Annotated in this window: 9 protein-coding genes and 1 tRNA gene; 4 read left to right on the forward strand and 6 right to left on the reverse strand. The window is 53.4% G+C overall.

Annotated elements, in window-relative coordinates:
* The first annotated feature begins 163 nt into the window (after positions 1–163).
* The 4 genes from mutL to CPter91_RS26690 all read left to right on the forward strand — a co-directional run bounded on the left by mutL (position 164) and on the right by CPter91_RS26690 (position 3,592).
* A complete protein-coding gene (mutL, locus tag CPter91_RS20275; RefSeq protein ID WP_061943351.1) occupies positions 164–2,044 on the forward strand; it encodes a DNA mismatch repair endonuclease MutL in 1,881 nt (626 codons plus the stop codon).
* Positions 2,044–3,018 (forward strand): tRNA (adenosine(37)-N6)-dimethylallyltransferase MiaA, encoded by a 975-nt coding sequence (gene miaA / locus CPter91_RS20280; protein WP_061943354.1) that lies wholly within the window; start codon positions 2,044–2,046, stop codon positions 3,016–3,018. The genes mutL and miaA overlap by 1 nt, the downstream gene beginning before the upstream one ends.
* 88 nt (positions 3,019–3,106) lie before the next feature.
* Positions 3,107–3,183, forward strand: a tRNA-Met gene (locus CPter91_RS20285).
* A 166-nt stretch (positions 3,184–3,349) separates the two neighbouring features.
* On the forward strand, positions 3,350–3,592 hold the full coding sequence (locus tag CPter91_RS26690) for an Arm DNA-binding domain-containing protein (protein ID WP_150119764.1): 243 nt from the start codon (positions 3,350–3,352) through the stop codon (positions 3,590–3,592).
* Positions 3,593–3,731: 139 nt separating this feature from the next.
* Here the strand turns inward: CPter91_RS26690 and CPter91_RS20290 are convergent, their stop codons facing one another.
* The 6 genes from CPter91_RS20290 to pilV form a co-directional block, all read right to left on the reverse strand.
* Positions 3,732–5,063, reverse strand: coding sequence for an ankyrin repeat domain-containing protein (locus CPter91_RS20290; protein WP_061943357.1), 1,332 nt, complete (start codon positions 5,061–5,063; stop codon positions 3,732–3,734).
* A gap of 617 nt (positions 5,064–5,680) precedes the next feature.
* The gene (locus CPter91_RS20295) at positions 5,681–6,322 is read right to left on the reverse strand and encodes a hypothetical protein (protein ID WP_061943360.1); all 642 of its coding nucleotides are present in this window, start codon (positions 6,320–6,322) and stop codon (positions 5,681–5,683) included.
* A 19-nt stretch (positions 6,323–6,341) separates the two neighbouring features.
* Complete coding sequence (locus CPter91_RS25965; protein ID WP_167595198.1) at positions 6,342–10,073, reverse strand: pilus assembly protein; 3,732 nt, start codon at positions 10,071–10,073, stop codon at positions 6,342–6,344.
* 123 nt (positions 10,074–10,196) lie between these two features.
* Positions 10,197–10,832, reverse strand: coding sequence for a pilus assembly PilX family protein (locus tag CPter91_RS20310; RefSeq protein WP_150119765.1), 636 nt, complete (start codon positions 10,830–10,832; stop codon positions 10,197–10,199).
* 10 nt (positions 10,833–10,842) lie between these two features.
* Positions 10,843–12,009 carry a PilW family protein gene (locus CPter91_RS20315; RefSeq protein WP_082793068.1) on the reverse strand — a complete coding sequence of 389 codons (1,167 nt, stop codon included), beginning with the start codon at positions 12,007–12,009 and terminating at the stop codon, positions 10,843–10,845.
* Positions 12,006–12,437, reverse strand: coding sequence for a type IV pilus modification protein PilV (gene pilV / locus CPter91_RS20320; RefSeq protein WP_061943375.1), 432 nt, complete (start codon positions 12,435–12,437; stop codon positions 12,006–12,008). The genes CPter91_RS20315 and pilV overlap by 4 nt, the downstream gene beginning before the upstream one ends.
* Position 12,438 lies beyond the last annotated feature (1 nt).

The following is a 12,438-nucleotide window of genomic DNA, read 5'->3' on the forward strand; positions in this document are numbered from 1 at the left end:
GCATGATGCATTCCTGCCTATCCAGCCGGCCAAAGCCGGCAAGCTTTTCCTCAGGGTGCGCCGGAATAATACACTACCGCAGAGTGGGCAAAGGCGGTTTTGGCAATTGTTTGCTTGCGTAAGCCCGAGCAACCGGCAACGCCGGCTTCGGTATAATCGCTGCATGAATGCACCGCTCTCCCCTATCCGCTCCATCCAGCAGTTGCCAGACAACCTGATTTCGCAAATTGCAGCCGGCGAAGTCGTCGAACGGCCGTCCGCCGTAGTCAAGGAATTGCTGGAAAACGCCCTCGACGCCGGCGCCAGCCAAATTACGGTGCGGCTGGAACAAGGCGGCGTCAAGCGCATCGCCATTACCGACAACGGCCGCGGCATCGCGCCGGAACAATTGCCGCTGGCGCTGGCGCGCCACGCCACCTCCAAGATCGCCTCGCTGCACGACCTGGAAAACGTTGCCACCCTGGGCTTCCGTGGTGAAGCGCTAGCGTCGATCGCATCAGTCTCGCAACTAACTTTAACCTCGCGCACGGCCGACGCCGCGCATGCCTCCGAAATCGACGGCAGCACCCAGGCGGTGACGCCCTCCTCCGGCGCACAAGGCACCACGGTCGACGTCCAGGACCTGTATTTCAATACGCCGGCGCGGCGCAAATTCCTGAAATCCGAACAAACCGAATTCGGCCATTGCGCAGAAGTGGTCAGGCGTATCGCGCTGGCGCGGCCGGACGTGGCGTTTTCCCTGACCCACAACGGCAAGACCATCGATCACTGGATGGTCACGGAAATCGGCAAACGCAGCGCCGGCATCCTCGGCAACGAATTCGCCGACGCCCGCCTGGCGCTGGACGAAGCCGCCGGGCCGCTGCGCCTGCATGGCTTCGTCGGCCTGCCGACCGCCTCCAAGGCGCGCGCCGATGCCCAGTACTTCTATGTCAACGGCCGCTTCGTGCGCGACAAGCTGCTGGTGCACGCGGTGCGCGCCGCCTACCAGGACGTGCTGCACGGCGACCGCTATCCTTCGTATGTGCTGGGACTGGACCTCGATCCGGCGCTGGTCGACGTCAATGTCCACCCATCGAAAATCGAAGTCCGCTTCCGCGACAGCCGCGCCGTGCACCAGTTCGTGTTCCATGCAGTAAGCCGAGCGCTGGCGCAGACGTCCGCCACGTCCTTCGGCGCGACGCCGGCGCCGCTGCCGTCGCCCAGCGGCGCCATGCCCTGGATCCGCGGCTCGCAAGAACATCTGCAGGCGATCCTGCAACCGGGCGATGCCTCGCTGGTGCCGCAACAGCAAACCTCGTTCGGCCCGCAGTTCGCCCATGGCGCCACGGGCGTCGCCCAAAGCACCGCCAACTATGGCGCTTTGTTCGCGGACAGCGCCCGCCCTACTTCGGCCAACGGCGGCAATCCGGGATTTCCAGCGCTGCCGCAAGCGGCCAGCCAGGCCTTGCCCAGCGACGATTTCCCGCTCGGCTTCGCCCTGGCCCAGCTGCACGGCATCTACATCCTGGCGCAGAACACCAAAGGCCTGGTGCTGGTCGACATGCACGCCGCCCACGAGCGCATCCTTTATGAACAGCTCAAGGGCGCCCTCGATGAAGACGCCATGCAGGTGCAGCCGCTGCTGATCCCGGTGACCTTCTTCGCTGATGCAGTCGAAGTCGGCACCGCCGAAGAAAACCAGGAAACCCTGCACGCGCTCGGCTTCGACATCGCAGCGATCTCGCCCACCACCCTGGCGGTGCGCTCGGTGCCGGCCTTGCTGAAGAACGCCGATGCGCAGACGCTGGCGCGCGACGTCTTGCGCGATGTGCGTGAATTCGGTGGCTCGCGGGTCCTGGTGGAACGCCGCAACGAGCTGCTTGGCACACTGGCCTGCCACACCGCGGTGCGCGCCAACCGCAGCCTGACAGCGCCGGAAATGAACGCCCTGCTGCGCCAGATGGAAGCCACCGAACGCGCCGACCAGTGCAACCACGGCCGCCCGACCTGGAGCCAGCTGGCGCTGTCCGACCTCGACAAACTTTTCCTGCGCGGCCAGTGATGGCAGAGCACAGCAGCACACCCGCAGCAGCCCGCAAGCCGCTGGTAGTGGCCATCATGGGCCCGACCGCCTCCGGCAAGACCGCCTCGGCGCTGGTAATCGCCCGCCATATCCCGTCAGAAATCATCTCGGTCGATTCGGCCCTGGTCTACCGCGGCATGGACATCGGCACCGCCAAGCCCAGCCGTGCCGAACTGGACGCCGTGCCGCACCACCTGATCGACATCATGGAGCCGACGCAATCCTACTCGGCCATGCAGTTCCGCGACGATGCCCTGCGCCTGTTCGCCGAGATCCACGCGCGCGGCAAGCAAGTGCTGATGGTCGGCGGCACCATGCTGTACTTCAAAGCCCTGCGCGACGGCCTCGACACCCTGCCGCAAGCCGACCCGGCGCTGCGCGCCCGCCTGGACGCCGAAGCCGCCATCATCGGCGTGCCCGGCATGCATGCAAAACTGGCGCTGCTCGACCCGCCCACCGCCGAACGCCTCAAACCCAACGACAGCCAGCGCATCCAGCGCGCCCTGGAAATCATCGAACTGAGCGGCCAGACCATGTCCTCTCTGCTGACCAACCAGCCGGCGCCGGAACTGCCGTTCGACATTCTGCCGATCGCCCTCGAACCGTCCGACCGCAGCGTCCTGCACGGCCGCATCGCCCAGCGCTTCGACCTCATGCTGGATCCGCACAGCGGCGGCCTGATCCACGAAGTAGAAACCCTGCGCGCCCGTGGCGACCTGCACCTGGGCCTGCCCTCGATGCGCTGCGTCGGCTACCGCCAGACCTGGGAATACCTGGATGGCCAGTACGGCTATCAGGAAATGCGAGAAAAAGGCATCGCCGCTACCCGCCAGCTGGCCAAGCGCCAGCTCACCTGGCTGCGCGCCATGCCGGAGCGGATCGTGATCGACTGCATCGGCGACCAGGTCGCGGAGACGGTGCTTGCGACTGTGACAAGCGCGCTAAGCCGCTGAGAATGCGTCCCGGTTGCCAATTTGCAGCATCAGAAGCTGTTTTTCTTGACAGCATTTGGAGAATTGCGTCATAATTTAGGGCTTCATTGGTGATATAGCTCAGTTGGTTAGAGCACAGCACTCATAATGCTGGGGTCGGTGGTTCAAGTCCACCTATCACCACCAAGAACACGTTTCAAGAAGTCCAGCAACGTACAGAAACCCGCTTCTAGCCTTGTGCTGATGCGGGTTTTTTGTTTCTGGAGCGTTTTTAGCGTCCATTGCAATCCAAAGTTTATGTTGGTACCCTTGTTGATACGAGGACGTTCAACAAAATCACATACCAACAAAAATGCCTAAATTAGCCACGCCGCTGACTGAAACGCAGATTGCCGAGCTAAAACCGCGCCCCAAAAGATACAAAATTGGCGACGGGCACGGCTTATATATATTGGTTGAACCCACTGGTATAAAGCGCTGGCAGATGGTTTACAAGCGTCAGGGCATGGAAACCTCCCTGCGGCTACCACACCATAATCCAAGATCAAGACGGGGCGATTTATGTTCATTAATTCAAACGCAATTTGGAAGGTAACTCCAAATTTCTTGTGAGTCATAAATCGCCCGAAAACGGTCTACTTTATTTTCACAGAACAGGACTTCATAAAAAACATCTTTTGCATCTAAGGATTAAATGCACACGGGAAAACAAGATTAACCCAGTCACGGACCGGTTACTTTGCGTCCTCGGCCCGCTTCTTAAGCATTGCCGCAAGTTCAGAGTTGCCTTTTCGCTGCGCGAAAGCTACTGCATCCCAGCCCCCTTTTTTGGCCCGAATATCGGCTCCCTTTGCAAGTAACATACTGACAATTTCAGCATTACCTTCGTCGGCCGCACTGAGCAGTGGTGTCCAACCGTTCCTATCAGGCAGGTTTGGATTGGCATTTAAGTCGAGCAAGGCTTGAACCAATTTAACTCGGTTCAGATTCGTCGCTAAGAGAAGAGCAGTCGATCCGTCTTCAGCACGCGAATCTATGGATACGCCCTTCTTAGTGCTAAGCGCTTTTGCCAAGTTCGCGCCTGCCGGCTCAGAGCCGCCATAAGCCATGACCTGATCGAGTTTCGGGTCAATTGTCAAAGCCGCCCGAAAATATTCCTCCGCACCAGCCTCTTTTCCTTGCGTCACCATGCCAGCCCATTTCCGATACAACGCCCATGCGAGAGCTTTCTGAGCAAACCTGTAGTTCATGATCTTCAGTGCCGCGGTAGCCTGCTCGATTGCCTCGTCATTGCGGTCGAGTGTGGAAGTTAAATATTCCGCCAGATTGCCTCGCGGCCAGGCATTATTTGGATACCGCTTGATCTGATCTTTGTAAAGAGCGATAACCTTTTCCTGATCTTCCAACCGCGTGTAGCATCTGACCAGAAGGCTATACGTTGCACCCAAGGCCTTTGGGTTGGTGGCACCGCTTTTCAGCACGCGTTGCCACCGATCAATAGCCGTTAAATATTCGCCCCGGGCATCATTCAACGAACCCCAGTTGATTTCCAGCCATGGGTCATTGGTTCCAAGCTTCTCTGCTTGACGCAAGGACTGTTCAGCTTCGACCAGTTTAGTCTGCTGTGTCTGAATATGGCCGAGTAACACATAGCCTTCAGCGAAGTCAGGCTTTATCTGGATAGCCTCCCGGACTGTCGCTTCTGCCTGCTCCAGCGTGCCTGGGACATAATTTCCGACCTGGTAGTAATGTGCTCCGTACTGCACTCGACGTGAGTTCAAAAGGCCAGCCATTATTTCATAGCGAGCCATTTCCTTAAGCGCCAAGTAATTTTGAGGATCGGCCCCCAGCACCCCATCGAGTTTCTGTTTCGCCTGGTTCAAAAGCGGGCCATATCCTGTCCAAGAATCAAGCATGGCCCGGGCCGCATCGACATCGTGGCTGCTTTGGCTCACCTGCGCTTCGATTGCCGCGCTTGAAATACCTGTAATGAAAATTCCCGAACATCCTATAACCAATGCCGTCGCCTTGAGAATCTTTGCCATAGGCGCGCTGTTTTTTTTCATAACGATAATTCCTCGCCAATAATTAATTTATTTTCGGCAATGTTATCAGTAAGAGCATTAATAATGAGTATTTAATTCCAATCCGGGCTCATTTATCTTCTGAAAATGGCAGCCACTCGGCTACCAGCATTCATTGACTCAGAAGCCGCAATCTATGATTACTCAATCGGGATATGTGCGCACAAAAGCAAAAGCGGCAGTGAAGAGCTGCCTTATTCAAGACTTGAAGGAGAAACCGGTCATAGAAGTTGATAGGATAGATAAGGAAAAAATTTTGCGGGTATCAGTGCGGGTACATTTCAATAAATAGGAAAATAAACCATTTCAATAATTGGGTTTGCAAGCATTATTCAACTCCACCTATCACACGTTTCAAGAAGTCCAGCAACGTACAGAAACCCGCCTCTAGCCTAGTGCTGATGCGGTTTTTTTGTTTCAGGATGTTCAGCGTCGTCGATTAATATCTGGTTCGCCTCGAGAAGGTCGCTTTCCCATTGCTATCCGTTTGAGCCCACTTCATTAATCAGAACCGATACTGACAGCAGTGCCGATATATTTGATTTCCTATAAAACCAACTTTTTAATGAGTGGGATTTGTGAGGGTTATTACAGCCCACCTATTGTGGTGCGCTGATTTTGTTCAATTCTGGACCTATATTAAATTCCAGGTCCTGGTACGAGTTGACATCAACCCCGCCTAGTCTTGCGGGCATAAATGTTGTTCCGCGCAACATTTTATCAATCCTGTTAACTGCCTCCTGATCATCCGGCAAGGCCTGCAGCTGCTCAACTCCTGTAACCAAACCACTAGCGTCAATATATAGCCTCAAACGGATCGGCACTCCCGATACCACTAGTCCAGTCAGCAATTCGGGATCTGGGGCGCTGTATGGCAATGCGCCTTTATCAACCTCTTGAGGGCTATAAAATATTAGCGTCGTCGGCGTCGTTGTAAAGTTATCCACAACATGGGAATGCAAATTGGCAACCGACGCCTCTTCACGTTGCCGCACTTGCCCGATTGGCGCTTCGCCGTTTGCTGGTGCTATTGCCTGGGGCAATTCCCGAATCAAGCGCACATCCAGGTACCCAGCTCGATCTGGATATCTGAATGTAGAAGATAAGCCGATGGCACTATTCTGATGCCACCAAAATGAAATGATGATCAAATGGGCAGAAAGGGATACCACGACGCCCAGCCACCGACATACATGGCATTTCATACCGCCCTTTTCTGCCGCAACACCTTCCGCCGCCATAACACATCATCCAAGCCGCTCAATTCATAATAGGAATCTGACGCCAGTTCAAGCGATTGAACGGGTTATTAACGCTATATTGGCCATCCTGGATGTTACTAGTACCTGCGGTGGTGGTAGTCACCAGCTTCACCTTGCCATCAATATTGGCAAAGTAAATACCGTTGTTCAATCCAGATGTAGTTACAAAAGCGAGGTTGTTCAGTTGCGAGGTGCCAGTGCTGTAACTCACTGCATAAACATCATTGCTCCCTGATGGAGTACAGGCATCTCCATCGGGCAAATTCGCCGCAAACGAGACTACGCCGCCATTTGCCGCGGCTTGCGAACTAACTCGTCGAGCAATATTGTTGGCACTCACTGCCAAATCAATATACCAACCAGATGGCTTGGATGGAGTTGCGCCGATCCCCGTTGTCACGTCGCTATTATTATTCAAGTTTGCCCGGGTGATCGGATAGCTGCCGACAGACGCCGGTAGCGTGGCGGAAGTATCAAATGCAGTTCCGGTGCCATCGTTAATGGCATAAAAGGTTTGCACCTGACTACTCTTGATATCTGTATCCGCGAGTAGTTGACCCGTGCCGATCAGCACATAACGTTTCAATGAATTTTTGTCAACCTCGATCAACGGTCGCGTTGTTACCGGTTGTACGGCTGCAGCAGCAGATGGGTCCGTTAACGACGCTATCTTTGTGGGAGCATCGTAGCTGGTACCGGTGGTTTTGGTTAAATCCAGACGCCACACATTACCTAGCAAGTCACCAGCATACACCGCATCAGCAGTGTAGTCAGTATAGTCACCGACATAGGCTGCAGCCTGAGCCAAGCCGCTTGGTGCACTAGTGCTGCCGGCACCAGTAGAAATTGGAGGCTCTAGCAACTTCCCGTTCGTAGGATTAACGATGTAAAAATAACCTTTGCCGTCGGCATTGTTATAACCAGACGTTAATATGACAACCCAGCCGTATTTAGCGGTTTTTACAACAACTGCCGGACCATAGCTATATCCCATGGTGGAATCCGTGAACTCCCAAAGCACTGCTTTGGCAAGATTGGTCTCATTACTCAAGTTGCCAGGATTGCTTACATCAAGAGCATAGTAGCCCTTACCGCCTTTACCTAAACCACCAACCAACAGGGATCGCCAATCAGCCCCCGTGTTAGCACTACCGGCTTTACCGAAATTGACGTCGGTCACCACCGGTGTCGCATCAACAAAGAAGTGATGAATGTAATTGGTGCTAGTCAGCGAAGCTAGACCATTTACAGCAGGAGTAGCAGTCGGTCCGTTGAACAGGAAACTAGGGACGTATGCAAATAATTCGCTGCCGCCGGTTCCTGTTAAAGCTCCATCGAATGCATGCAGCATGCCATCGTTGGCACCCACGTAGACTACCGTTTTGCGCGATTTTTGGGCGGTGACAAAAGCACTGTAGCCCGGGTTGCTGGTATCTGCATAAGTCGCCGATGGTACTCCTACCGGATAAGCCCTGGACGAAACAATGTCGCCCAGTAAATAAGCTCGCTGACGGAAAGAAGCTCCCTCTTTGCTACGGTCGCCACGCAAGAAATTGACGACGTCGGTGCTGGTTACTCCGCTCACCGTCAATGCGGCAGAATTAGTGGCATTGGCGATATTGGCAGCACGGAAGGCCACGCCTTTGCCACTATCACTCGTCGCAATGAATCGCTTTGTGTCCCAGCCATTGACCGCCGTACTGCCTGTCCCGGTAGACGCCGCCTGCGTCTCAAGCAACAAACGAGCATTCCAATTGGTCGCAGCCGTCGCCTGTCCCGTTGTTGCGTCAAATGTCAGCGTGCTACCAATCACGTCTCCTGACCAATTGGATGCAAAATACTGGGTGCTATAGCTAGCGTTGCCGCTGGTGACGCTTATCGGCGAGGCAATTGTTAGCGCCGAAGAATATTGCGATGCCGAATTAATATTCTTGAAAGCATCGGTTAAAGAAGACACCATTAACGCTGCTTTACCAGCGTCATAGTAATTGTCAGGTCTTAAATCACCATTTCTATCCGTATCGCCAGCCTTGTTCCACGTAGCTTGTGCAAGGGCCGTTGTATTGCTATAGGTGCTATAGCCGGCAGGAACGGCAAATCCACCGTATTTGGCTGCCAGCCAATATTGATTTTTTTTCCGTTCAATATTACCTTCCATTACGTCCAACCAGTAGGTAGCCGCAGTGGTGGTGAACTTTGCCTTTTGAGTAAGAAAATCGTTGGGGCGCAAATCACTGGTGTGCGCGGCATAAGCAAGACCGGCAATAAAATAACTATTCTGGTTGCAACACCATGTTGGATGAGTTGTTCCAAGGTTGCTTATGCCTTCTAGTATGCCTACCTGATTGGTCGCATCTTGAACGCTAAATGGCCACTTATCTTGCTTCGATGCAGGCACGTCGTTGGCGACGCTGCTTGGCATGGTAGGCTCTATGCCAGCACCGGCAATCGTGCTTCCAGGAAGATTGGAATCAGCATGGGTATTTTCGTCGCCGATGCCAATAATGAAATTCTTTTGGCATGCATATTGAACTGGATCGTCCCACGTCGTGATCACAGGAAAACCATCTGCCATGGAAGCAGTCAAACCGCTGGTGTATTCAGGGACATTTCCTACATGCCTGAGGTAGCGAAGCGCCGCATAATACATTTCGCTGACCGGATCATAAGTCTTATACCCCAGGCTGGTAAGGCCAAATTTATTTAGATAGTTGATAACGCCGCTATTAGTAATAGTGCTGGCAGTAGCGCTACCGGTTGCCGTAGCATCAGCACTATCGGGATTTGTGACAAAAATACCGGTAGCAGGGTCCCATTCTTTTTGAAGGTTATTGAGACTAGTCGATCCCGGCACAGGTGTAGTAGGACCAACTGATTTCATTCTGGCACGTAACACACCACCATCGCGCTGAAGATTCGAATCATATAAATAGGAAAATGCTGCAAACCGTAACTTATCAGCATTGTTCTGAATCAGACCCGTCGGCTTGTAAATATTGGACCCGTATTTGGTGCAATTGGCCTCCAGGGATACTGTCGAATCACATACCTTGACCAATACTGGAATATCAAAAGTCCCGCTGTTAGTCCTGCTTGAGGCCGGAATGTTTTTCCCCCCCGAAGTATAGGCAGTAGTAACGAAAACTGCAGACGCGCTTGGAGTATCATCTTTGCTGATTGTCTGGCTGGTGTTGCTATTCGACACCCGCATCGAAGTCCCGAAATTATACACACGCACATAAATATTGCTCCAGCCACTGAAAGGTGTTGCGCCGCTGATCGTCGTAGAATCCTTGGAAATGGCCTGCACCGGGAAATTCCCTGTTGTGGCCTGACCCGACATATAACCCTTTTGCAATACCGTGGTCGTGGTCGTGTCTATCACGCGATAGCCGCCGGTTAACGCCCAACGAAAAGGATCGATGGTAGGCGTGGTTGCCCAATTCAAGAAATTGCCGCTCCATTGACCCGAGCAGACATGGCTTTTTGCAGCCTTGCTTGGCGCAAAGTAGCCGTTAACATTATCGTAGTCGTAGCATTTGTCAGGATCGAAATAGCCGATAAAAGTTGAGGCCGAGGCATACGGATCGGTATGCGCGCGACTTAGCGCCGTTGGATATTCCACAGATAAGGCCAACAGCACGTTAGAAGGCACGATAACGTTACTGAATAATGGCGTATCGTTCAGCGAGGTTTGCGCTTGTGCCGTCGACGCACTGCCCAGCGTCATGGCGCTAAGCAGAAGACAACTCAACCAAAGGGACGCTCGTGGCGACTTACGAATTCGATTCATGTATTGGTGCTCCTGTTTGATGCTGAACAGTCATAACGATGACAGTCAGCCATCTACACTTTAATGAGTGAACGTGATCTGGGTAAAAGTTTGGGTATTGCGCGGGCCGAGCGCCATGATCGTGAGCCGATAAACTGGCCCCAGGCCGGCACTTACCTTGGTCACGCCGGCCGTACCCTTCTTGTCATCCACGAATGATCCCATCGTACAAATCGACTTATCCGGAACGGTTCCAGAGATGCACATTCTGTCAATGACATAACGCAGCCTGATGCCCGTCGCAGCATCGGTGATATCGTCGGCTTTTGTCGAGGCGAGCAATACATCTGGGATACCTGGCAGCTTGGCGTTTGTCGACGGCAAAGCATGGGCCCAATAGTTTTGGCTAGATTGATCGGTATACAAAGTTGTTTGCGATAGTAGCGCGCCACTAACGAACTGCGCTCTTACCGCTGTGACAGCTCGCTCAGTCTGATTTGCCAAATCGCGTTTAAAGGCGAGATTCCCGGCAGTCAGCAGAGATGTATTAGTTGAGCTAATCAACGCGACGCCGGCCAGCATCAAGATCAACAGCGAAATCAGCGCCATGATCAGTACCGATCCACGCTGCTGCGCAGGCAGGTCTTGGCCCCGATTGACTTTAAGTCCACGCTGACCACGCAAGGATAAAAGTTGTGAAGAGAGATATCGTGTCATGTTGCCCTCCTCAATTGTCTAGCGTGAGAGAATTTCGCAACGGAATGGTTGCATCCAGAACGCGATAACGAAATTTCTGTTCTGCCGCACTCAATGACCGCGTATAGGACGCAGCAGTGCCAGCAAACATAGGAGGCAATGTTGTCCCTGACACCGTATTCTTATCCTCAACCTCAGAGCGAGTAATAATACCGATCCGGATTGCCTTGATTGACGCAATCAACTTTCCCGAATTCACGCTGCCATCCAATAACGCACTAGCTGCGTAACTCCCGGTTGGCTCGGTCCAGGTAATGGTGCCATTGTTGGCTGTATCCACGCCGTAGATTGCATGCATTTCGATCACACCGTCGCCTATCAGATCTGTACCTGCCGAACCATTTAACAGATCGTAGCCGACCAGCGTATTGTTGGCACCGACGCCAAAGAGATTGAATGATGGACTGAAGCCAAGATTGAGAGCGACCGAGTCAGAGGAATAGCTTCCCAGAGTCTTATTGGTACCAACGGTATAAAACGCGCCGCCCAACGGCAAGACACCAGTGCTGGCAGGGCCAGCATATGATGCGTCAACAGACTCCACCAGACACGCGGGAAGCGAACCGGCGCCAGGACGTTCCGCCACCAGCAATTTCTGGCCAGCAGAAAAAGACAGCGTATTTAACAAATGCAATTGAGCCGGACTGGTGCTAGGGACGCTGGTTGATTCGATCGGCATTTCACCGTAGCCGGCAGACCCCGACATGACAATCAGAAGATCGGAGAGCTTGCCGTTAGGGTCCTGCCAGATAATTGCAGGCGCCATACGAAACGCACCACCTATATTTGCTTTCAAACTGTCAAATGGACTCGGCAGCGCAGCTGGCGGAATTACCGCCTTGCCGCCGTTCATCGCATTGATCGCGCAACCGAAAGTCAAAGTGTATTGCTGGGAAAAACCTGTACCGGCACTCCTGACCGCCTGGTCCAATTGATACAGCGCATAGGCGCCGTTCTGGTTCATATCGTTGGCACCGGTGGTATTTCTCTTACGTGCCTCACTCACCGAAATTACGCTAAAGATCGCCAAAGACACTACCAATCCGATCACCAGCGCCACCATCATTTCAATCAATGTCACGCCGCGCTGAAGCATCACGTGTGTCGGCGGCATATTATTTTTCGATAGTTTTCTCATTGCACCACTACTTCAGTTGTGTAGTTATGGCTGGCCGTCTTGGTGTTATTGCTTTTAGAGGCGGCGGTCCAGGTAATCGAGATGGTGACCAAACTTGGATTTGTAGCGTCAAGTGTCGCCTTACCTACCCCGGATTGCAAAGAAGCCGCAACTTGCGTCTTCCAGTTGGTGTAATCCTTTGCGCTACCTGCATCCGTAGCACACAGCAAGTCGCAACTGCCGCCAACCAATTTACTCTTGGCCCACATCATGCCAACAAGGTTATCAGCCAGCAATGCTGCCTGACTGCGATCTTCAGCACTGACGGAGTTATTGATCGTCGTTGCCTGCAACCCGACCAGGCCCAATATGCCAAACGAGAAAATCAGTACCGCTATCAAAACCTCGAGCAGAAAGAACCCGCTTTGCTGTTTCAGAGAGATTTTCATG

Origin of the sequence: Collimonas pratensis, from assembly GCF_001584185.1 — a bacterium.
Classification (GTDB): Bacteria; Pseudomonadota; Gammaproteobacteria; order Burkholderiales; family Burkholderiaceae_D; genus Collimonas; species Collimonas pratensis.

Coding starts and splice junctions, on each gene's coding strand:
- CPter91_RS20310 (WP_150119765.1), bottom strand. CDS start 10,832: ATGACACGATATCTCTCTTCACAACTTTTATCCTTGCGTGGTCAGCGT.
- CPter91_RS20295 (WP_061943360.1), bottom strand. CDS start 6,322: ATGGCGGCGGAAGGTGTTGCGGCAGAAAAGGGCGGTATGAAATGCCAT.
- CPter91_RS25965 (WP_167595198.1), bottom strand. CDS start 10,073: ATGACGCTGGGCAGTGCGTCGACGGCACAAGCGCAAACCTCGCTGAAC.
- CPter91_RS20290 (WP_061943357.1), bottom strand. CDS start 5,063: ATGAAAAAAAACAGCGCGCCTATGGCAAAGATTCTCAAGGCGACGGCA.
- miaA (WP_061943354.1), top strand. CDS start 2,044: ATGGCAGAGCACAGCAGCACACCCGCAGCAGCCCGCAAGCCGCTGGTA.
- CPter91_RS20315 (WP_082793068.1), bottom strand. CDS start 12,009: ATGAGAAAACTATCGAAAAATAATATGCCGCCGACACACGTGATGCTT.
- CPter91_RS26690 (WP_150119764.1), top strand. CDS start 3,350: ATGCCTAAATTAGCCACGCCGCTGACTGAAACGCAGATTGCCGAGCTA.
- pilV (WP_061943375.1), bottom strand. CDS start 12,437: ATGAAAATCTCTCTGAAACAGCAAAGCGGGTTCTTTCTGCTCGAGGTT.
- mutL (WP_061943351.1), top strand. CDS start 164: ATGAATGCACCGCTCTCCCCTATCCGCTCCATCCAGCAGTTGCCAGAC.